Annotated in this window: 19 protein-coding genes; 7 read left to right on the top strand and 12 right to left on the bottom strand. The window is 55.8% G+C overall.

All coding sequences use genetic code 11. From position 1 onward, the window contains the following. Nucleotides 1–169: 169 nt before the first annotated feature. From ydfG to AC0Z7K_RS21710, 8 genes are all read right to left on the bottom strand, one after another. Entirely contained in the window at nucleotides 170–919 is a 750-nt protein-coding gene (gene ydfG / locus AC0Z7K_RS21745; RefSeq protein WP_413528901.1) for a bifunctional NADP-dependent 3-hydroxy acid dehydrogenase/3-hydroxypropionate dehydrogenase YdfG, read from the bottom strand. A 124-nt stretch (nucleotides 920–1,043) separates the two neighbouring features. Beyond that, nucleotides 1,044–2,099 (bottom strand): aldo/keto reductase, encoded by a 1,056-nt coding sequence (locus AC0Z7K_RS21740; protein ID WP_485615923.1) that lies wholly within the window; start codon nucleotides 2,097–2,099, stop codon nucleotides 1,044–1,046. A 46-nt stretch (nucleotides 2,100–2,145) separates the two neighbouring features. Further along, nucleotides 2,146–3,591, bottom strand: coding sequence for an MFS transporter (locus tag AC0Z7K_RS21735; protein WP_485615922.1), 1,446 nt, complete (start codon nucleotides 3,589–3,591; stop codon nucleotides 2,146–2,148). Between the two features lie 105 nt (nucleotides 3,592–3,696). Further along, complete coding sequence (locus AC0Z7K_RS21730; protein ID WP_485615921.1) at nucleotides 3,697–4,785, bottom strand: ABC transporter ATP-binding protein; 1,089 nt, start codon at nucleotides 4,783–4,785, stop codon at nucleotides 3,697–3,699. Next, nucleotides 4,786–5,754: a carbohydrate kinase family protein gene (locus tag AC0Z7K_RS21725; RefSeq protein ID WP_485615920.1), complete on the bottom strand. Its 969-nt coding sequence runs from the start codon at nucleotides 5,752–5,754 to the stop codon at nucleotides 4,786–4,788. Nucleotides 5,755–5,758: 4 nt separating this feature from the next. Further along, nucleotides 5,759–6,598: a carbohydrate ABC transporter permease gene (locus tag AC0Z7K_RS21720; RefSeq protein WP_485615919.1), complete on the bottom strand. Its 840-nt coding sequence runs from the start codon at nucleotides 6,596–6,598 to the stop codon at nucleotides 5,759–5,761. Then, nucleotides 6,595–7,497 carry a carbohydrate ABC transporter permease gene (locus tag AC0Z7K_RS21715; RefSeq protein ID WP_413528895.1) on the bottom strand — a complete coding sequence of 301 codons (903 nt, stop codon included), beginning with the start codon at nucleotides 7,495–7,497 and terminating at the stop codon, nucleotides 6,595–6,597. The genes AC0Z7K_RS21720 and AC0Z7K_RS21715 overlap by 4 nt, the downstream gene beginning before the upstream one ends. Before the next feature lie 73 nt (nucleotides 7,498–7,570). After that, nucleotides 7,571–8,821, bottom strand: a complete 1,251-nt coding sequence (locus tag AC0Z7K_RS21710) for an extracellular solute-binding protein (protein WP_485615918.1) — start codon at nucleotides 8,819–8,821, stop codon at nucleotides 7,571–7,573. 306 nt (nucleotides 8,822–9,127) lie between these two features. Between AC0Z7K_RS21710 and AC0Z7K_RS21705 the strand changes: the two genes are divergently transcribed. The 6 genes from AC0Z7K_RS21705 (at nucleotide 9,128) to xdhC (ending at nucleotide 16,979) form a co-directional block, all read left to right on the top strand. Then, nucleotides 9,128–10,300 carry an ROK family transcriptional regulator gene (locus tag AC0Z7K_RS21705; protein ID WP_413529022.1) on the top strand — a complete coding sequence of 391 codons (1,173 nt, stop codon included), beginning with the start codon at nucleotides 9,128–9,130 and terminating at the stop codon, nucleotides 10,298–10,300. A gap of 117 nt (nucleotides 10,301–10,417) precedes the next feature. Continuing rightward, entirely contained in the window at nucleotides 10,418–11,752 is a 1,335-nt protein-coding gene (guaD, locus tag AC0Z7K_RS21700; protein ID WP_413528893.1) for a guanine deaminase, read from the top strand. Then, nucleotides 11,749–12,387 (top strand): TetR family transcriptional regulator C-terminal domain-containing protein, encoded by a 639-nt coding sequence (locus tag AC0Z7K_RS21695; RefSeq protein WP_485615917.1) that lies wholly within the window; start codon nucleotides 11,749–11,751, stop codon nucleotides 12,385–12,387. Before guaD ends, AC0Z7K_RS21695 begins: the two co-directional genes overlap by 4 nt. After that, the gene (gene xdhA / locus AC0Z7K_RS21690) at nucleotides 12,384–13,787 is read left to right on the top strand and encodes a xanthine dehydrogenase small subunit (RefSeq protein ID WP_485615916.1); all 1,404 of its coding nucleotides are present in this window, start codon (nucleotides 12,384–12,386) and stop codon (nucleotides 13,785–13,787) included. The genes AC0Z7K_RS21695 and xdhA overlap by 4 nt, the downstream gene beginning before the upstream one ends. Further along, complete coding sequence (gene xdhB, locus AC0Z7K_RS21685; RefSeq protein ID WP_485615915.1) at nucleotides 13,780–16,170, top strand: xanthine dehydrogenase molybdopterin binding subunit; 2,391 nt, start codon at nucleotides 13,780–13,782, stop codon at nucleotides 16,168–16,170. Before xdhA ends, xdhB begins: the two co-directional genes overlap by 8 nt. Before the next feature lie 11 nt (nucleotides 16,171–16,181). Further along, the gene (gene xdhC / locus AC0Z7K_RS21680) at nucleotides 16,182–16,979 is read left to right on the top strand and encodes a xanthine dehydrogenase accessory protein XdhC (protein ID WP_485615914.1); all 798 of its coding nucleotides are present in this window, start codon (nucleotides 16,182–16,184) and stop codon (nucleotides 16,977–16,979) included. On the opposite strand, the gene AC0Z7K_RS21675 is transcribed toward xdhC, so the two are convergent. Then, entirely contained in the window at nucleotides 16,963–17,208 is a 246-nt protein-coding gene (locus AC0Z7K_RS21675) for a helix-turn-helix domain-containing protein (protein ID WP_485615925.1), read from the bottom strand. The genes xdhC and AC0Z7K_RS21675 overlap by 17 nt on opposite strands. Before the next feature lie 53 nt (nucleotides 17,209–17,261). Continuing rightward, the gene (locus AC0Z7K_RS21670) at nucleotides 17,262–17,588 is read right to left on the bottom strand and encodes a type II toxin-antitoxin system RelE/ParE family toxin (RefSeq protein WP_413528888.1); all 327 of its coding nucleotides are present in this window, start codon (nucleotides 17,586–17,588) and stop codon (nucleotides 17,262–17,264) included. Between the two features lie 485 nt (nucleotides 17,589–18,073). On the opposite strand from AC0Z7K_RS21670, the gene AC0Z7K_RS21665 reads away from it, so the two are divergent. Continuing rightward, nucleotides 18,074–18,769, top strand: coding sequence for a GntR family transcriptional regulator (locus tag AC0Z7K_RS21665; RefSeq protein WP_413528886.1), 696 nt, complete (start codon nucleotides 18,074–18,076; stop codon nucleotides 18,767–18,769). Between the two features lie 49 nt (nucleotides 18,770–18,818). On the opposite strand, the gene fetB is transcribed toward AC0Z7K_RS21665, so the two are convergent. Further along, entirely contained in the window at nucleotides 18,819–19,589 is a 771-nt protein-coding gene (gene fetB, locus AC0Z7K_RS21660; protein WP_485615912.1) for an iron efflux ABC transporter permease subunit FetB, read from the bottom strand. Then, a complete protein-coding gene (fetA, locus tag AC0Z7K_RS21655; RefSeq protein ID WP_413528884.1) occupies nucleotides 19,576–20,247 on the bottom strand; it encodes an iron efflux ABC transporter ATP-binding subunit FetA in 672 nt (223 codons plus the stop codon). The genes fetB and fetA overlap by 14 nt, the downstream gene beginning before the upstream one ends. Between the last annotated feature and the right edge of the window lie 129 nt (nucleotides 20,248–20,376).

Below are 20,376 nucleotides of genomic sequence, written 5' to 3'. Positions count from 1 at the left end.
CGGCGACCCCACCTGTCGTTAAAATACAAAACGCCCGATGAAATTCATCGGGCGTTATAAGGCTAAAAAGTGTCAACCTATAGCAGGACTAGTCATGGCCGTACCGGAGAAATAAAAAAAGCAGCCGGAGCTGCTTTTCATTATTTCTCGTCCATATCAGGAAACAAGATCACTCTTCGCGATGTACCTGCAAACCGGCGAGAGACTGGCTGACCGGCATCATCTCAATACTGTTGATGTTGACGTGCGCAGGCAGCGTTGAAACCCAGAAGACGGATTCGGCGACGTCCACGGCGGTCAGCGGATTGGTGTTGTCGTAGGTTTTGCTGACTTTCTCATCGTCGCCTTTAAAGCGCACGCTGGAGAATTCAGTACCGCCGCACAGGCCCGGTTCGATGTTGGTGACGCGAACGTGGGTGCCGTGCAGGTCGGTGCGCAGGTTCAGGCTGAACTGACGGACGAAGGCTTTGGTCGCACCGTAAACGTTGCCGCCCGCGTACGGCCAGTTACCGGCGGTAGAGCCAATGTTGATCACGTGCCCGATATTACGTTCAACCATGCCCGGCAGCACGGCGCGGGTCATGTACACCAGACCTTTGGTGTTGGTGTCGATCATTTTATCCCAGTCTTCCAGCGAGGCTTTGTCGGCTTTTTCCAGACCGAGCGCCAGACCGGCATTGTTCACCAGTACGTCGATATTACGCCATTCGGCAGGCAGGCTGTCGATGGCATCCTGAATGGATGCGCGGTTGGTGACGTCCAGTTCTACCGCGTACAGCGCGTCTCCCAGTTCGGCTTTCAGATCATCCAGACGCTCTTTGCGGCGGCCGGTGGCAATGACTTTATGACCTTCTTTGACAAACTTACGTGCGATTTCTGCACCAAATCCGGCGGTGGCGCCGGTAACAAAAATAATCATCCCGGTATTCCTCTGTTTTAAGCAAAGTGCGCCTGCGGCACACAAAAAGACGCTGTCAGTATTAACACAAAAATAACGAGACCGGCAGGGTAAGCCGGTCTGCGTTGGTATCATTTTATTGCCATTACTTATTCAGATAGGGCGCAATCAGTGATAAATCCGCCGCCGAGAGGCGGTCTGGCGCCGTCTGCGCCTGGTGCCAGTAAGGATACAGCAACGGCAACTGACTGACAGCATTGAGTTTTTCTATTTCTTCGTGGGTGAGCGTTAAGTCAGCGGCTTTGAGATTGTCCTGCAGCTGGGTATCGTTGCGCGCGCCGACGATCACCGACGTCACCTGTGGCCGGGCAATCAGCCACGCCAGCGCGATCTGCGCCGCTGAGACGCCACGGGCTTCGGCGATCTCTACCAGCACATCCACCACGTCGTAAAGTGCGCTCTCATCACGCACCGGCGGCTCGCCCCAGTCGGCCAGATGGCGGGTGCCTTCAGGCGCTGCCTGATTGCGGCGATATTTGCCGGAGAGCAATCCGCCCGCCAGCGGACTCCAGACCAACGTGCCGAGCCCCTGATCCTGCGCCGCAGGCAGTAATTCGTATTCGGCTTCGCGGGCCTGCAAGGTGTAATGGATTTGCTGGCTGACCGGGCGAATATAATGACTGGCTTGCGCGACGCCCAGCGTTTTCATTACATGCCAGGCGGAAAAGTTCGAGACACCTACGTAACGAACTTTACCGCTGCTGACTAAGTCATCGAGGGCGCGCAGTGTTTCTTCCAGCGGCGTCTGGCCGTCCCATTGATGCAGCTGATACAAATCAAGATAGTCAGTGTTCAGACGCTTCAGGCTGGCTTCGCAGGCGCGCAGGATATGGTGACGCGATGAGCCGCGATCGTTCGGGCCATCGCCCATCGGGAAGCGCGCTTTACTGGCGATCAGCACGTCGTGGCGTTTGTCGCGGAGCGCCTTGCCGAGGATGACTTCAGATTCACCGCCTGAATAGACGTCGGCGGTGTCGAACAGGTTGATGCCCGCATCAAGACACAGTCCGATCTGGCGTTGTGCGGCTTCGACGTCAGTCTGGCCGGTTTTGGCGAATTTCCCCTGGCCACCAAACGTCATGGTGCCAAGGCTGAGAACTGAAACTTTCAGGCCAGAGCGGCCTAACAAGCGGTATTCCATGGTATTTCTCCATTTTTCGGATACTTAATTTCAGTCTGGCTGCGCTTTATTTATCCGGCGCAGCCGGTTGGGGTACAGATTCTTTTTTATATCGCAATTCGTCGCCCGCGGTCTTATCTAGCGTCAGGCTGTCGAGCGTGCCTGCCAGCGAAAACACACCGATAATGATGAAGGCAATGTGGAACGTTCCCACCTGCAGGGTTTCACTGGCTGGTAAAAAGTGTTCGGCGATGCGCAGGGAGAGCGCGCCAATGGCAATGCCGAGGCCGGTGGAGAGCTGCTGCGCGGTATTAAACAGCGTATTCGCGCCGCCCATCTGCTCGCCGGGAACCTGCGAGAAGGCCAGCGTATTCAGCGCCGTGAACTGCATCGACCGGGTCATGCCGCTGGCGAATAGCAGCAACAGCGTCAGCCCAGTCGGTACTTCAGGCGTTAACAAAGCGCAGGCAAAAATCGTCGCCGAATTGAGCAGGCCGTTAATCAGCATAATCGACTTAAAGCGGAAGCGGTGCAAAATCGCCGAAGTAAAAGGCTTCATCGCCAGATTTCCGGCAAACACGGCCAGCACCAGTAAACCGGCATCAAACGCGCTCATGCCGTAACCAAGCTGGAACATCAGCGGCAGCAGGAATGGCAGGGCGCCGATGGCGATACGGAACAGCGAACCGCCGTAAATTGTGACGGCGTAACTTCTGATTTTCAGCGCCACCAGCGGCAGCAAAGGATGAGCAGCCCGTTTTGAATGCCATGCCGCCAGCGCACCCGCAATCAGTGCGCCACCGACCATCGCGACCGGTTTCCAGTCGATCTGGCCTTCGTTGAATTTATCCAGCCCGAAGGTAAGCCCCAGACAGGCCATGCCGGTGAGGATAAAACCGGTGACGTCAAACGGCACGCCTTTCTGCCCCGGTGCCTGCGGAATAAGCCTGCGGGCGAACAGCAATGCGATAATCCCTAACGGCGCGTTGAGAATAAAAATCCAGTGCCACGAAGCATAGGTGGTAATAAAACCGCCGAGCGGCGGCCCGAGGATAGGCGCGACCAGACCGGGCCAGGTAATGGTGGCTATCGCACGGATCAAATCCGATTTTTGGGTATTTTTCAGCACCACCAAACGCCCGACCGGCACCATCAGCGCCCCGGCAAACCCCTGCAACATGCGCGCGGCGGTAAAGGTCCCGAGGCTGGCGCTGGCGGAGCACAACATCGAGGCGAGGGTGAACAGAACGATTGCCAGCGAGAAAATATTGCGCGTGCCAAACCGGTTAGCAATCCAGCCGCTGGCGGGAATAAACACCGTGAGCGTCAGAATGTAGGCCGACACGCCAATGTTCATATCCACCGGATGCACGCCGAAGTCTTTCGCCATTTGCGGCAGCGCGGTGACGATCACCGTCGCGTCGAGGTTTTCCATGAAAAATGCCCCTGCAACCAGCAGCGGCAGTGCGGAACCCGGAGGCAGCGAGAATTTTTTGATAGGGAACAAGCTCATAGATGGTAAGCGCGCTAATCAACCAGGCAAGGTTTGAGCATAGCGTATTGGGGGGAAGCGTCAATGACAGAAACGCCTTCCTCGTATGAGGAAGGCGTGGGGAAATTATCCCTCCGCCAGCCGCTCCCCCGTTGCCGCATCAAACAAATGAATGGCGTCGCTGTTGGCTTCAAGATACAGCGGCTGATCGGCGCTGACGCGCGCCCGACCGGCGAACTGAACGTGCAGCGGGAAGCCGCTCCAGTCGATGTGCAGCAGGCTGCTTTCGCCGGTGACTTCCAGCAGTCTCAGCGTCGCGGCGGGCTGGGCGCTGTGTTGAACCGGACGGAGATCGTGCGGGCGCAGACCGAGCGTGACCGGCAGTCCTTCGGAATGCCGCGCCTGCAATGCCCATTTTTCCGGCAGCGCGAACCACAGCTGTTCGCAGGTGACGCCCGGTTTTCCGTCGATACTCTGAAACACGCCGCTGAGTAAGTTCATCGGCGGAGAGCCAATGAACCGCGCCACGAAGGTGTTAACCGGTTTATCGTAAATCGACAGCGGATCGCCCTGTTGCACGATAAATCCGTCTTTCATCACCACGATATTGTCCGCCAGCGTCATCGCCTCTACCTGGTCGTGCGTCACATACACCGTCGTGGTGCGGAACTGCTGATGCAGCGATTTGATTTCGGCGCGCAGCTCCATACGCAACTGTGCGTCGAGGTTTGAGAGCGGTTCATCGAACAAAAACACTTTCGGATTACGCACCAGCGCGCGACCCATCGCCACACGCTGACGCTGGCCGCCGGACAAATCTTTCGGTAAGCGTTTCAGCAGATGGTCAATGCCCAGCACTTTCGCCGCCTGCTGAACTTTCGCCTGCTGTTCGGCTTTCGGCACTTTTTTCACCTGCATATGGAACGCCATATTCTCGGCTACGGTCAGGTGCGGATACAGCGCATAGCTTTGAAATACCATCGCGATGTCACGATCGGCGGGGTCAAAATTATTAATCTGCTGTTTATCGAGCAGAATATCGCCGTCCGAAAGGGATTCGAGACCAGCCAGCAAGCGCAGCAGCGTCGATTTCCCACAGCCCGACGGCCCGACCAGCACGGTGAAACTGCCGTCAGGAATGGTCAGATCCAGCGGTTTCAATACCTGTACTTTGCCGTAACGTTTGGCGACTTTTACCAGTTCTACCAGAGCCATTTAGATGTTCTCCACAAGGCCAAAAAGCGATTGCCAGTCAGGGTAACGGCGCGGGGAACTGCCAATCGCACAACCGGCGACGCGCACCCCCCATTGCAGCGCCGTGGCAGGCGGCAGGCCATAAATCAGCGCGGATAAAAATCCGGCGTTAAAACTGTCGCCGGCACCGATGGTATCGACGACCTCCACCGGTTCGGCGTGCTGATGCAGTGTCAGAGCGGCTGACCACAAACGCGCGCCCTCAGGCCCGCATTTGGCAACGCAAAATGCACCGTCTGCCATCTGCGAAAGCAGGCGGTGAGCGGCGGCGTCGAGCGTTACGGCATCGGCCAGCCCGAGCGTTTCAACTTCATTAAGCAGCAGCGCATCGCAAAACGGCAGCCAGTTCGCCGCTTGTTCACGCAGTGCATCGCTCCAGTCCTGCGGTGGCCAGCCGCTGTCGACGGCAACGTGATAACCGCGCTGTTTTAGCGTGGAAAGCAGTTGCGGATAGTCCGCGTACAGCGCGGTACAAAGCCAGGTTCCGCAGAGCAGAACCCAGTCGCCGGGCTGCGCGGTTTCCGGTAATTGCGCGAGCACGTCCTGCATCGAAAGGCGTACGATGTGCCCCTGATTACTAAAGAATGTGCGCTCATGGTCCGGATGCGTCACGCCGAAAGTCAGCGAGGTTTCGCAGTCGGCGGTCGGCCAGTGGGGTGCGCTTTCTGGAAATAAACCCGCCAGCCAGCCGGTAAACTGATCGTTGCCCTGATTGGCGACTAAACGATGGGGCGTACCGAGCGCCGCCAGCGCCAGCGCGCAGTTACCCGCAGAACCCCCGGGGCGCAGTGAGCTGCTGTCGAGCATCGCTTCGGTGCCTTTTTTCGGCCAGGCGTGCAGCGTGCTCATGATCAAATCCACATTGATATTGCCCGCCACGAACAGCGTGGCAAAGGCGTCGGGTTTCTTCATTCTTGTTACGTTTCCCATGAGCTTATCCCTTGCTGCCGCCAGCGGTTAACCCGCTGACCAGTGTTTTTTGCAGCCAGAGGGCAATAAAGAGCGGCGGAATGGCCGCCAGAATGCCGACGGCGGCAATCAGCCCGTCATCGGTGGCGCGCCCGGCGGTGAAACCGGCGATGGTGACCGGCAACGTCTGGGCGTCGATATTGTTGGTGAACAGCAGCGCGTAAAAAAATTCATCCCATGCCAGCAGCCAGCCAAACATCGCTGAGGCACCCAGCGCCGGTTTTGCCAGCGGCAACGTAATGCGCAGAAGCACCTGCCAGTAGCGAAGACCGTCAAGGCGCGCGGCCTGTTCGATGTCGATCGGCAGGGCGTCGAACTGGTTTTTCAGCATCCACGTCAGGAACGGCAGGATCATCGAGCAATACACCAAAATCAGCCCGAGGTGCGTATTGAGCAGCGAAAGCTGTTGCAGGATAAAGTACAGCGGCAGAACGAACGCCACCGGCGGCACCATGTAAATCGCCAGACTGCCAAACAGCCAGCCGTCGCGGCCGGGATAGCGCGAGAAGCTGTACGCCGCAGGAATGGCCAGCAGCAGGGAGATGATTGTCGCACCGCAGGCCACCAGCAGGCTGTTGCCAAGGGCGTGTAAGAACAGCGCGCCGGGCTGCCCGGCCTGCAAGGTCAGCAGGCTGGCGTATCGGCTGAAATCCCAGTGGCGCGGCAGCCATTCCAGCGGAATGCGGGTCAGATCGGCCGCCGAGCTGACGCTCATCAGGAACATCCACACCAGGGGTGCAAGGATCGACGCGGCCAGAACCAGCGCGGCGAGATAGCGCAGAATAAGCCGGATTTTCTGTTTCATTCGACGCTCCCTGAACGGCGCTGACGCAGCAGCATCACCATGTAAATCAAAATGAGCAGGGCACAAATCAGCGTCATGAGTATCGCGTAAGCGGCACCGCTGCCTGCGCGCAGATAACTGAAGGATTCCTGATAGACAAAGAAACTGACGGTTTTGGTGCTGTCGAGCGGGCCGCCGCGGGTCATGACGTAAATGATGTCAAAGACTTTAAACGCGTCAATGGTGCGCAGAATAAGCGCCACCGCCAGCGGTGCGGCGATCGCCGGTAAAGTGATTTTACGAAAACGCCGGAATGCGGATGCGCCGTCCAGACGGGCCGCCTCGAATAAATCCTCTGGTATTGTCTGCAACGCGGCCAGCACCAGCAGGGTGATCAGCGGGTAGTTCTTCCAGATATCCGCGAACATCACAGCGTTAATGGCCGAAGACGGGTCACCGAGCCAGCTGCGGTAGGTGTCGATGAGGCCAAGCTGCGTGAGCAGGGCGTTGATGCTGCCGTAATCCGGATTGAAATTCAGTCGCCACATGGTGGCGTTGACGATAGTCGGCAGCGCCCACGGCAAAATCACCAGGACGCGCAGTGCGCTGCGTCCCCAAAAGGGCTGATTGAGCAGCAGGGCAACCAGCACGCCGATAAAGCCTTCAATAATTACTGAGACTACGGTGAAATACAGCGTGCGCCAGAGTGCTGCGCGAAAATCCGGGTCGGTCAGCGCGTAGAGAAAGTTTTCGCTGCCCACCCAGTTGGGCGCAGAGCCGTCGCCGATAAGTCCGGCGTCGGTAAAACTGAGCCACAGCGTGCGGGCCAGCGGCCAGGCGGTCAGCAGGAACATCATCAGCAGCATCGGCGCGAGGAGCACCCAGGCCTGACGACGTTCACGTTGCGGTAAAGTAAGCATGCTTGATTCCCGGCCCGTCATCATGGGGAGATGACGGGCTGTAGTGTTGGCTTAAGAGTGTGGTGAAAAGCAATTAACGTAAACGATCGGCGGCTTTGGTTGCGGCTTCCATACCGTCCTGCGCCGGGGTTTTACCCTGCAATACCGCCTGAATGTTTTGCTGCAAAATGTTGGACAAGCGGGAGTAATCCGCCGTCACCGGACGCGACAACATTACGTTCAGCGAGGTTTTGGCGGCGGCGATCAGCTGTTCCTGATCTTTCTGCACCGTCGGATCGTCATAAGAGGATTTCCATATCGGCAGGCTCAGCTTGGCGTATTTGTTCTGCACCGGCTGGGAGGTCATGTAGCTGATAAATTCCCACGCCTGATCAGGATGCGCACTGGCTTTGGCGATACCCAAACCCATCGAGCCGTTGACGCCGGATGCGCCGCCCGCTTCACCCCCCGGAGCCGGAACTACGCCGACGTCACCCGCGACTTTGCTCTGTTTCGGGTCATTGGCCATGTTGTACATGTATGTCCAGTTCAGCGCGAACGCCGCATCACCGTTGGAGAATGACTTGCGCACGTCTTCTTCCAGATACTCGCGGGAGTTCGGGTTGGTCAGCCCTTTATCCAGCGTCTCTTTCATGTAATTGATGGCTTTCATGGCGCCGGAGTTAGTGAAGTTAAGCTTTCCGTCTTGATAGAAATCGCCTTTGAAGGCGGAGACCAGTGTGGTGTAGTCACACAGCAGCGCTTCAGACTGCGACCAGCTCCACACCAGTGGATATTTCACAATGCCTTTTTCTTTCAGGATGGCCGACTGCTTCTCAACGTCAGCCCAGGTGGCCGGTGGCGTCGTGATCCCGGCCTTCGCCAGCATGGCTTTGTTGTAATAGAGATATTTGGTGTCGAGGATCCACGGCATCCCCCAGCGCTTGTCTTTGTAAGTCACGGTGGAAATTGCACCGTCGAAGATCTTATTGCTCTCTTCGGCCGGAATACGCGCGGTGACGTCCTGCAACAGGCCGTACTTGTTGAATTCGGCAGGCCAGATCGCATCGAACAGCACCACGTCATAGCCTTTGTCACCGGCACCGCGTGCGGCGACGATTTTGTCGTGCAACGCTTCGTACGGCACAAATTCCAGATTCACTTTGATGTCCGGGTGCAGTTTGGTGAAATCAGCGGTCATCGCGCGGATATCCGCTTCGCTGTACGCCGCCTGGGTCATGAACAGGGCGCTAAGGGTCGTGTCCGCCAGCACGCTGGCCGAATAACCGAAAGTCAGGGCAGAAAGGGCGCACAGGGTCGCCGCTGGGGTAAGTCGCAGGCTCATCGTCATTCTCCGAAACAGGGTTAGGTTTATTAAATCAATTTGATTGCTTTAATCGGCTAAAAAAAATGGGAAGGCCTATTTCTGCCAGTCCCTGCGTCCCTGCCGGATTGTGCTACTGGGTCTGAAGGTGAATCTCAAAAATGCTGCAAATGAATAGTGACTGGCGATTATTATTAACATGCCAATAACATTCAAAGCTGTGATGACACCGTCAAATTCATATACTGATAATTATAAAATCAATTTGATTGCTGTAATCACTCTCCGCATACTGCCCGCAAGGTCTTCACCGTGGAGAGAGATGTGATTACAACGTCGGGTACCAATCTTGAGCACGCCCGTGCTCACAATCGTCGGGTCGTGATTGAAGCTATTCGTCTCAACGGTGAACTGACCCGCGCCGAAATTGCCCGGCTGACGTCGCTTACGCCACAAACCGTGTCCAACATCGCCACCGAGCTCGAACAGGCGGGGATCCTCTCCTCCCATCTGCCGCGCCGCGAGGGCGGACGTGGTCAACCAGCAACGCCACTGACACTCAATCCTGACAGCGCCTATTCCATTGGCATCCATCTTGATCATCAGTCGCTGCTGATTGTGCTGGTCGATCTCACCGGTTCGGTCCGTTTTCGCAGCCTGATCCGGGTACAGAAACCGCAGCCAGAGCCCACGCTGGCTCTGATTGATCAGGTACTGCAAGAAATGCGCCAACAGGTGAAAATCGACTGGCGGAAAATGTTGGGCATAGGCGTGGTGATGCCGGGGCCATTCGGCGTGGAGGGGATTTCGTCGCAAGGCCCGACCACGCTGCACGGATGGGACGACGTCGATATCGAAGCGCATCTGAGCGCGGCAACAGGCTGGCCGGTAACTCTCGAAAATGATGCCACCGTGGCCGCCATCGGCGAGCGTTTTCACGGCGTAGCCAAGCAATTATCATCCTTTGTGTATCTGTATATCGGCACCGGTCTGGGGGCAGGCATCTTCACCGACGGGCGAATTTACACCGGTCATGCACACAATGCGGGCGAGGTCGGCCACATTGTGGTGCAACCGGGCGGACGCGAATGCTATTGCGGCAACAAAGGGTGCCTCGAACGTTACCTTTCTTTGCAGGCGGCTTACGAAGCTTGCGGATTAGATCCGGCATCAGCCATGCCCGAAGATCTGCTGGAAGTGGACGAAAAACGCTTCAGTCAATGGCTGGATACTGCCGTTGAACCCGCCTGTCAGGCCATCAATATCATGGAATGCGTGTTCGACGCGCAGTGCGTCATTATCGGCGGCACCATGCCGAAACCGCTGGTCGAGAAACTGATACAGCGCCTGACGCCGCTCTACAACTCTGTGCGCAGCCGCTATCCGCAGCACGCGCGTATTCGCCTGGGGATGTCCGGCAGTGACACCGCTGCGCTCGGTGCCGCCGCGTTGCCGATTTTCGATGAATTCAATCCGCAGTACGAAGTGCTGCTGAAATAAAGCTCCCCGCAGTAAAAAACATCCAGACGGTCTGACCGAATGGTCAGATTTGGCATAAGCTTTGCAAATGTTCTGTTATCAGTCATCAATCAGAATGTTGCAGAAAAGGGCTATGCCATGAGTCAAATCATCACCCGCGCGGTTCGCGGAAACTTCTTTGATATCCGTGAACCGGTATTACATCCGCAGGATCTTGAGGCGCAGGTGCGCTATATCGAAGACGGACTGATGCTGCTGAGCGGCGGGCATATCGTCTGGCTGGGCGAATGGCTTGAGGGTGAGGCAAAGCTTTCGCAGGCGCGGCACACCGACGGTCTGGAAATAGATGATTATCGCGACAAGCTGATCGTGCCGGGTTTTGTCGATACCCACATCCACTATCCGCAAACCGAAATGATCGGCGCCTACGGCGAGCAGTTGCTTGAATGGCTTCAGCGCTACACGTTCCCCACTGAACAGCAATATCACTGCGCGGATTACTCCCGGCGCATGTCGAAATTCTTCATCGAACAGTTATTACTTAACGGCACTACCACCGCGCTGGTGTTCGGCACCGTGCACCCGCAGTCGGTCGATGCGCTGTTTAAAGAAGCGTCCGACATCAATATGCGGCTGGTGGCGGGCAAAGTGATGATGGACAAAAATGCCCCTGACGCCTTGCTGGAAACGCCGGAACAAAGCGAAGCCGATACGCGTAAGCTCATCGCGCGTTGGCACAACCGTCAGCGGCTGAGTTATGCACTGACGCCAAGATTTGCGCCGACCTCCTCGCCTGAGCTGCTGCAAAAAGTCCGCCTGCTGAAAGAAGAGTTCCCGGACGTCTATCTGCATACCCACCTCAGCGAAAACGTCGCGGAGCTGTCGTGGGTGAAGGAGATGCACCCGGCGCATCAGCACTATCTGGATGTGTATCATCAGTTCGGTCTGACCGGCGAACGCTGTGTGTTTGCGCACTGTTTGCATCTCGATGACAGCGAGTGGGATTGCCTGCACGACACCGATTCCACCATCGCCTTTTGCCCGACCTCCAACCTGTTTCTTGGCAGTGGCCTGTTTAATTTGCAGAAATCCTGGGAGAAACACATCCGGGTCGGCATGGGTACAGATGTGGGGGCGGGCACCACCTTCAACATGTTGGAAACGCTGTCGGAAGCCTACAAAGTCGGGCAACTGCAACGTTACCGTTTATCCGCCTTTGAAGCCTTTTATCACGCTACGCTGGGGGGCGCACGGGCGCTGCATCTCGATGACAAAATCGGTAATTTCAACGCCGGTAAAGAAGCGGATTTCGTGGTGCTCGAGCCCGGCGTCAGCGCGCTGCAAAAACTGCGCGCCGCTAACAGCGAAACGCTGGCCGAAAAACTGTTTGTGCTGATGACCCTCGGCGATGACCGCAACGTGTTCTGCACCTATATCGACGGCGAACTGGCCTATGCGAGGGATCCTGCATGATGAACAACGAATCGGTCGGCAAAATCCGCATTGCACGTGAGCGTACGCTGGAAAATATTCATGCGGCGGCGATTGCAGAATTCAGCGAAAAGGGCTTTCAGGGGGCGACCACGCAGGCCATCGCTCAGCGTGCCGGGATCAAAAAAGCCCAGTTGCATTACTACATCGCCGGAAAAGAAGAACTCTACGAAGAGCTGCTGCAAAAGGTGCTGAAAGTCTGGGGTGACATCATCCAGTTCGACCCGACGCTCAGCGAACCGGACGCAGTACTCAGCCGGTATATCCGCAACAAGCTGAACTTCTCCTTTGACCAGCCTGAGCTTTCGCGCATTTTCACCAGCGAAGTGCTGGGCGGCGGCCACTATTTGCAAAAATACTGGCCGCAGGCAACGGCAAACATTACCGGCAAGGAAAACCTGATCCACGAGTGGATCGCCCTGCAGAAAATCCGTCCGCTGGATGCGCGACTGTTCATCATGCACATCTGGGCAGTGACGCAGTATTACGCGGATTTTGCGGTACAGGTGAAGCATATGTACGGCGATTTTGAAGGCGATAACGCGGCGCGCGAGCACATCATTGAAGAAGTCACGACGCTGATTTTGAACGGCTGTAAGAAGGGAGAAGGCGTATGATCCAATTTTTAATGAACGGCAGTATCCACACTGAAAATCTGCCAGCCGACACGACCGTCTTACAGTATCTGCGGCAGAACGCCGGGCGCTGCGGCACCAAAGAAGGTTGTGCGTCCGGCGACTGCGGCGCGTGTACCGTCGTGCTGGCTGAACCACAGGGTGATGCGCTGAACTACCGGACGGTTAACGCCTGCCTGACGTTTATGCCTGCGATACACGGCAAACAGCTGATCACCGTTGAGGATCTGAAACATCAGGGCGAACTGCATCACGTACAGCAGGCGATGGTGCACAATCACGCCTCGCAGTGTGGTTTCTGCACGCCGGGCTTTGTGATGTCATTGTTTGCTTTAGAAAAAAAACAGCAGGCATTTGATGTGGAACACACACAGCAGGCGCTGTCCGGCAATCTTTGCCGCTGCACCGGCTATCGCCCGATTATGGCGGCGGCGAAAGACATCTGCCAGCAGCCGCAGGCCGATCAGTTTGACGAGGATGCGCTGAATACGCTGCAAAAACTGCGGGCTATTTCTGCCACTGAGCAGCCGACCTGCATCGAACAGCTGGCGCAGTTATTCATTACAGAACCTGATGCCCGTCTGGTGGCTGGCGGCACCGACCTGGCGCTGGAGGTCACGCAACGCTTTCAGCGGCTGCCAAAACTGATGTCCCTCAGCCACATTGATGAGCTGAAACGTATTACGCTGACCGATCAGGCTATTCACATCGGCGCAGCGGCCACCCTCAGTCAGTGTCTGCCAGTTCTGCGTGATGAATTCCCGGAATTCGGCGACCTGCTCGAACGCTTTGCCTCGGAGCAGATCCGCAATCAGGGCACATTCGGCGGCAATATCGCCAATGCTTCGCCCATCGGCGACGGCGGACCGGTCTTGCTGGCGCTGGGTGCGACGCTGCTGCTGCGGCTTGGCTCGCAGCAACGCGAATTGCCGCTGGAGCATTTTTTCCTCGGTTACCGTAAAACGGCACTACAGCCTGGCGAGTTTATCGAGCAAATCCGCATTCCGCGTGCGACGTCAGCGGCGCGTCAGCTGCGGGTGTATAAAGTCTCGAAACGGCTTGAAGACGATATTTCAGCGGTGTGCGCCGCGCTGCACATCGAAGTGCAAAACGGCGTAGTGATCCATGCCCGTATCGCTTTTGGCGGAATGGCGGAAGTGGCAAAGCGCGCGACCGGCTGTGAGGCCCTGTTGCTCGGTCAGCCGTGGCAGACCGCGACAATTGAGCGCGCCTGTCAGGCGCTTGAACAGGATTTCACGCCGATCAGCGATTTTCGCGCCAGCCGTGAATACCGCATGCAGGTGGCAAAAAATTTGCTGCGCCGCTGCCATATCGAAATGACCTCTCCTGAAACGCTGATGCGGGTAACTCACTATGTCTGAATCCAAACCTTCACTCTCGCAACAGCAGATGGAAGCGCTGTTCCGCGCCGGTTTACAAAGCGGCGTCGGCAAAAGTCAGCGTCACGAAAGTGCCGATAAACACGTAACAGGTGAAGCAATATACGTCGATGACCGGCTGGAATTCCCCAATCAGCTGCATCTGGTGCCACTGCTCAGCCCGCACGCGCACGCCGATATTGTGCATATCGATACCGAGGCTTGTTACACCGTGCCCGGCGTGGTGCGGGTCATGACCGCAGAAGATGTGCCGGGCAATCTGGATATCGCACCACTGACTCATGGCGATCCGCTGATGGCGCAGGGCTGCGTGGAGTACGTCGGGCAGATAGTGCTGGTGGTCGCTGCCACCTCGATGGACGCCGCCCGCGCCGCCGTCGCGCTGGCGAAGGTGGAATATCAGATGCGTGATGCTGTGCTGACCATTAAACAGGCGCTGGCGCTTGAACATTACGTCGAAGAGCCGCATCAGCATAAACGCGGCGATGCACAGATGGCGCTGGCCTCGGCGAAACACCGTTTGCAGGGTGAACTGGAAATCGGCGGGCAGGAGCATTTTTATCTGGAAACACAGATTGCCTCTGTGATGCCCGGTGAAGATGGCGCGATGCTGGTGTACAGCTCGACGCAGCACCCGACCGAAGTGCAAAAACTGGTCGCCTCAGTGCTGGATTTGCCAATGCATAAAGTGGTGGTAGATATGCGCCGCATGGGCGGCGGGTTTGGTGGCAAAGAAACTCAGGCGGCGGGCACCGCCTGTCTGGCGGCGCTGGCGGCACATCTCACCGGACGCCCGGCGAAAATGCGTCTGGCAAGGCAGGATGACATGCTGATCACCGGCAAACGGCATCCGTTTCACGTCAGCTACGACGTCGGCTTTACAGACGAAGGTGTGATCCATGGTATCGACATCAAACTGGCGGCGAACTGCGGCTATTCGCTGGATCTGTCCGGTTCTATCGTCGATCGCGCCATGTTCCATTCCGACAACGCGTACTACCTTGGCGATGCGCTGATCACCGGCTATCGCTGCAAAACGAATATGGCGTCCAACACCGCTTACCGCGGATTTGGTGGCCCGCAGGGGATTGTGGCGATCGAGCATATAGTCGATCACATTGCCCGCGAGCTGGCGTTAGATCCGCTGACAGTTCGCAAGAACAATTATTACGGACAGGAAACCCGCAACGTTACACATTACCATCAGCCCGTCGGGCAAAACCTGTTGCAGGAAATGACGCAGCAGCTGGAAGAGAGTGCGGAATACGCCGTCAGACGTGACGCTGTCACTGAATTTAACCGTGTAAATCCTTATCTGAAGAAAGGTCTGGCGCTGACACCGGTGAAATTCGGCATTTCATTCACCGCCAGCTTTCTGAATCAGGCGGGTGCGCTGGTGCTGGTTTACACCGACGGCAGTATTCAGCTCAACCACGGCGGCACCGAAATGGGTCAGGGGCTGAATACCAAAGTGGCACAGGTTGTCGCCCAGGTATTTCAGGTAGATATCAGCCGTATCCAGATAACCGCCACCGACACCGGCAAAGTGCCGAATACCTCGCCGACCGCAGCGTCATCGGGGGCCGATCTCAACGGAAAAGCCGCGCAAAATGCCGCAGAAATCATCAAAGGGCGGATGGTTGAGATGCTGATGCGCGTTCACGGCGCGGATGAAAATGATGTGGAATTCAGCAACGGTCAGGTGCGGGTAAAAGATCTGTATTTCAGTTTTGAGCAGGTCGCCACTCAGTGCTGGCTCAATCAGGTGCCGCTTTCCAGCACCGGTTATTACAAAACGCCGAAGATTTTCTACGATCGCAGTAAAGCGGCCGGGCATCCGTTCTATTATTTCTCCTACGGCGCGGCCTGCGCCGAAGTGCTGGTCGATACGCTGACCGGCGAATACCGGCTGCTGCGCGCTGATATCTTGCACGACGTGGGCGATTCGCTGAATCCGGCCATTGATATCGGGCAGGTTGAGGGCGGATTCGTGCAAGGCATGGGCTGGCTGACCACCGAGGAACTGGTGTGGAATGACCAGGGGCGGCTGATGACCGGCGGTCCGGCGGCTTACAAGATTCCGGCGATCGGTGATATTCCGCAGGATCTGCGCGTGAAGCTGGTGGAGAACCGCAAGAATCCGGAAGACACGGTTTTCCATTCCAAAGCCGTCGGTGAACCGCCGTTTATGCTCGGCATTTCGGTCTGGTGCGCAATTAAAGACGCGGTGGCCAGTCTCGGCAATTACTGTGTTCACCCGCACATCGACGCGCCTGCCACGCCTGAAAGGGTGCTTAGCGGAGTGAATCAGCTGCGTTTTTCAGGTGACGTTGTCACTCATGTCGCTGATAAAATGGCCAGCTAACGGAGGTTCTCATGCGTACAGATGACTGGGTGAGCTGTTTACACAATTTGCAAACGCGCGCAGAACCCTGCGTGGTGGCCACCCTGGTCGATCAGCAGGGTTCCACACCGCGTGATGCGGGCTGCAAAATGCTGATCACCGCTGACCAGCTTTTCTACACGCTGGGCGGCGGTAATCTGGAGTTTCAGGTCACAGCGATTGCCCGCGAGATGCTGAAAAAGGGTGAACAGAACAGCCGGTTTGAGTGCTTTTCACTGGGTGCCCGGCTTGGGCAGTGCTGTGGCGGAATGGCCTCGGTGCTGCTTGAACCGCTCGGATATCCGCAACCGCAGGTGGTGGTCTACGGCGCAGGCCACGTCGGACGGGCGCTGGTGAACATTCTCAGCACGCTGCCGTGCCGCATCACTTGGGTGGATGCCCGCGCCAGTGAATTCCCTGCGCAGGTCGATGCACAGATTACCTGCATCGTTGACGAGGAACCGGAAGGCACGGTGGCGCAGATGCCTGCGGGCAGCTATTTCATGGTCCTGACTCACGATCATCAGCTGGATTTTGCGCTAAGTGAGCGGATCCTTAAACGCGGGGATTTTCGCTATTTCGGCCTGATCGGCTCAGAGACTAAGCGAAAACGCTTCGATTATCGCTTATCCGGCAAAGGAATTTCGCAGGAGCAACTGACCAGAATGCGCTGCCCGGTTGGATTGCCTGACGTACGTGGCAAACTCCCGGCAGAAATCGCCGTGGCGATCGCCGGGGAGTTTATTGCCGCTTACAGCGCGCACAATACGAAAGTCAGTGAAGTTTCTTAAATTCGAAAGTGCCGCCGAGCGCGACGGCGTAACGGCTGACGGTATTGAGCGTCGGGGATGTTGTACCGTTTTCAAACCGGCTGATGTTTTGCTTTTTCAGCCCGGTACGCTTTGCGATGTCTTCCTGAGTAAGGGATTCGGCAAGGCGTGTAGCTTTAAGCTGTGCGACCATTTTTTTATGGACCTGAAGGGCGGCGTAAGCGGCGGCGACCTCAGGGTTTTGAAGCATCTCTGCTTTCACCACGCTGAAAGGGATCAGTTCATCGTCGTCATCATCATCTTTCACATTTCATTCCTTTTGATTGTTTTCATGCGTTGTAGTGCCAGCTCCAAATCCTGACGAGGTGTTTTAGCAGTTTTCTTATGCAGAATATGGACGATATAAATCCGCCGACCCTTCATAAAAAAGTAAAACGCTCGGCCAAAACCTTCAGGACTGCATACCCGAAGCTCCCGTATTCCATGTCCGACATACCGGACCTCCGGATCCTGTAAGGCGGCACCATAAATCCCCAACTCGTCAACAGCCTCAATTAGCGCTGCGATCAGCGTGGCGGGCATTTTATCGAGTTCCCTTTGCGCATTGCGGGTGATGGTTACATCGTACACAGTGGCTTTCCTTGCGCAGAAGTATGATTACCTTTCATACAATTTAAAAGTAATCATTTATGATTATTTTTAAACAGGAAGCAACTTCACATTTTTGCCCGCTTCCTGCGTTTTTTACCGCTACGAAAGGCATTCTGGACAGGTTTTCAGGTTTGTGAATGAGGGTGATGTTTTCCTTCGTGATGTCTCGCAAAAACGTAATAAGGGTGGCCAAAGCACCGGCAAAAAAAATCACAGGGGCGGCTCCGCTCGCTTACAAAGCGTCAAATTCGATGTGCTACAGTTAAAGGGAAATAAACTGGAATGAAAAACGTCAGGAGGCGTAATGACTAAAGTTGCAATCGTGGGGTTTGGTGAGGGAAATGTGTGGGATTTGTAACAAAGTTGTGCATGATTTACGCCTGAAATCCTGAACAAAGAGTGCTAATTTAGTCGCAAATATTGCGTAGAAAGACAGACCTGCATAAGAGGCTATATCCCATTCCATGAGCACAAACACCACAACCGCTAAACAGCTGGAAGTTCAGCGTATTGCCGAAATCCTCTCGAAAGCCATCGGCCAGCAAAGGTTGCGTCCCGGAACACGCCTGGTGGAGTCTCAGCTGGTTGAAGCGCTGGGGGCAAATCGCAACCACGTTCAGGTGGCGCTCCAGCGTCTGGCCATGCAGCGCATTGTGACCATCGAACCCAACCGTGGCGCGATGGTGTCTCAGCCTACCGCAAAAGAAGCCCGTGAAGTTTTTATCGCCCGCCGCGCCATCGAGCGGGCAATTGTCGAGAGTATTACACCGGACGTAATGCGGACTCATCGTCAGCGCATCATCAGCCATATGCGTAACGAACGTGTGGCCACCGCATCAGAAGACCGCCGTGCTATCGTGCGCGAGCTTAGCGAGTTTCATCTGATCCTCGGTGAGATTTGTGGCAATAGTGTACTCAGTGAAATTCTGTCGAATCTGATGGTGCGCAGTTCACTTATCGTGGCGCTTTACCAGCGTAACGAAGTGCCTTCCTGCCAGTGCGATGAGCACGAAGCGATCATCAACGCGCTGGAAGCGGGAGACACCGCGCAGGCAGCGGAAATTATGCTGGAGCATCTCGACGATTTGGAAGGTGTGTTAGACCTTGATGACGCGGATACGGGAGAAATAAATCTGCGGCAGGTTCTGTCCGATTTGTAGCGATGAGATGATAAATGCGCCCGCAATGGCCGGGCGCAAAAGGGGATTACTAGGATTTCAGGCTGCGCAATTGCGCGCGGTCGTTGTAGAAACGCTGAAAGGCCAGATAACCCGCGATAATGGTCGATAAGCTTGCGGTGCCCAGCAACATAAACGTCACCATTATCTGATATTTGATGGCTTTCACCGGGTCTATTCCGGCAAAAATCAGCCCGGACATCATGCCCGGCAGGCTGACAATCCCGACGGTTTTTGCCGCATCCACGGTCGGGATCATCGCTGCACGAATGCTGTCGCGAATAATCCGACCGGATGCAATTTTTGTCGATGCGCCGAGGCTGAGCATCTCCAAAATTTTTTGCTGATTATCCAGAAAACGCTGGTTCAGATTGCTGTAACACAACCCCACCGCCACCATTGCATTCCCGGCCACCATGCCTGAAATCGGGATGACCTGCATCGGCAGAAACTCAATCGAACCGGTCAGAATAAGTATTGTCAGCGTCAGCGTGGTGCCCACCGTAATCGCGACAAACGAAATCACAAAACCGTTATCAATATTGCGGCTGCGTTTTTTGGCATTCAGCGCGGCATTCACGCAGATGAACAGCACCATCAACACGGTCAGCCAGCCATTATTGAGATCGAATATGTATTTCAGAACATAGCCGACAATCACCAGTTGTACGATCGCCCGCGCTACGCTCCAGATGATGTCTTTTTCCAGCCCGAGTTTTTCTTTGCTGCTGACCAGCAGGGCGACGACCACCAATATCAGCGCCAGCGCCAGGGATTCATTAGTAATATTATGCTGATTCATGAACGGCGTTCTCGTGCGTGGAATGGGATAACGTAATGACGTTTTTTGCGTGGCGTATTTCATTCTGATCGTGGCTCACCCACAGCACCGCGAGCTGTTTGTCCTCCACCAGACTGGCGATAATCTCGTTGATATTTTCTTTGTTGTCTTCATCGAGTGCGCTGGTGATTTCATCGAGCAACAACACGTCAGGCAGGAATTGCAGATTGCGCAGCAGGGCGATGCGTTGTTTCTCACCGCCGGACAGTTCCTGAATATTTTTGCTCAGGATTTCAGGTGAAAGATGCACCCGTTTCAGCCAGGCGCGCAGAAGTGCTTCGTCCACTTTTTTCTGTCTGATCTGATAAGGCAGCGCCAGATTGTCCCGCACGGTTTCGCCAAACAGTGACGGCGTCTGGAAGCAATAGGACACCCGCTGGCGATAAGTCTCCGGTTTAATGCGGCTGATATCTTCACCTTTAAACAGAATCGTCCCGCCGGTCGGGGTTTGCAGCGACGCCATGATTTTTAGCAAGGTACTTTTGCCACTGCCCGAGGGGCCGGTAAGCAGGGTGAATTCACCGGGATTAAGGGTGAGCGAGACGGGCTCAAGGAGCGGAGTAGTGTTGAGCGTGAATGACACATCGTTCAGACGGAGTAAATCCGGTGGAGCAGACATGGTGATATCCGGGGGAAGTAATTGAATGTGGGAATAATATCACTATTTGGGGTGATGGCCGCGGGGGCGTTTGAATTCAAATTCAAGGTTTTCAAGTTGAAGTTGAATCTCAACGCCCAGTGTGCGGTG

Source organism: Rahnella sp. 1L-D-7-B-C2, from assembly GCF_057290995.1.
This window is presented reverse-complemented; position numbering and strand designations above follow the sequence as displayed.

What these genes read in the sequence shown, in the direction of transcription:
- fetB (WP_485615912.1), bottom strand. Translation starts at nt 19,589, where the DNA reads ATGAATCAGCATAATATTACTAATGAATCCCTGGCGCTGGCGCTGATA.
- xdhA (WP_485615916.1), top strand. Translation starts at nt 12,384, where the DNA reads ATGATCCAATTTTTAATGAACGGCAGTATCCACACTGAAAATCTGCCA.
- xdhB (WP_485615915.1), top strand. Translation starts at nt 13,780, where the DNA reads ATGTCTGAATCCAAACCTTCACTCTCGCAACAGCAGATGGAAGCGCTG.
- AC0Z7K_RS21715 (WP_413528895.1), bottom strand. Translation starts at nt 7,497, where the DNA reads ATGCTTACTTTACCGCAACGTGAACGTCGTCAGGCCTGGGTGCTCCTC.
- guaD (WP_413528893.1), top strand. Translation starts at nt 10,418, where the DNA reads ATGAGTCAAATCATCACCCGCGCGGTTCGCGGAAACTTCTTTGATATC.
- AC0Z7K_RS21725 (WP_485615920.1), bottom strand. Translation starts at nt 5,754, where the DNA reads ATGGGAAACGTAACAAGAATGAAGAAACCCGACGCCTTTGCCACGCTG.
- AC0Z7K_RS21710 (WP_485615918.1), bottom strand. Translation starts at nt 8,821, where the DNA reads ATGAGCCTGCGACTTACCCCAGCGGCGACCCTGTGCGCCCTTTCTGCC.
- AC0Z7K_RS21735 (WP_485615922.1), bottom strand. Translation starts at nt 3,591, where the DNA reads ATGAGCTTGTTCCCTATCAAAAAATTCTCGCTGCCTCCGGGTTCCGCA.
- xdhC (WP_485615914.1), top strand. Translation starts at nt 16,182, where the DNA reads ATGCGTACAGATGACTGGGTGAGCTGTTTACACAATTTGCAAACGCGC.
- fetA (WP_413528884.1), bottom strand. Translation starts at nt 20,247, where the DNA reads ATGTCTGCTCCACCGGATTTACTCCGTCTGAACGATGTGTCATTCACG.
- AC0Z7K_RS21675 (WP_485615925.1), bottom strand. Translation starts at nt 17,208, where the DNA reads ATGCTTCAAAACCCTGAGGTCGCCGCCGCTTACGCCGCCCTTCAGGTC.
- ydfG (WP_413528901.1), bottom strand. Translation starts at nt 919, where the DNA reads ATGATTATTTTTGTTACCGGCGCCACCGCCGGATTTGGTGCAGAAATC.
- AC0Z7K_RS21695 (WP_485615917.1), top strand. Translation starts at nt 11,749, where the DNA reads ATGATGAACAACGAATCGGTCGGCAAAATCCGCATTGCACGTGAGCGT.
- AC0Z7K_RS21720 (WP_485615919.1), bottom strand. Translation starts at nt 6,598, where the DNA reads ATGAAACAGAAAATCCGGCTTATTCTGCGCTATCTCGCCGCGCTGGTT.
- AC0Z7K_RS21730 (WP_485615921.1), bottom strand. Translation starts at nt 4,785, where the DNA reads ATGGCTCTGGTAGAACTGGTAAAAGTCGCCAAACGTTACGGCAAAGTA.
- AC0Z7K_RS21740 (WP_485615923.1), bottom strand. Translation starts at nt 2,099, where the DNA reads ATGGAATACCGCTTGTTAGGCCGCTCTGGCCTGAAAGTTTCAGTTCTC.
- AC0Z7K_RS21665 (WP_413528886.1), top strand. Translation starts at nt 18,074, where the DNA reads ATGAGCACAAACACCACAACCGCTAAACAGCTGGAAGTTCAGCGTATT.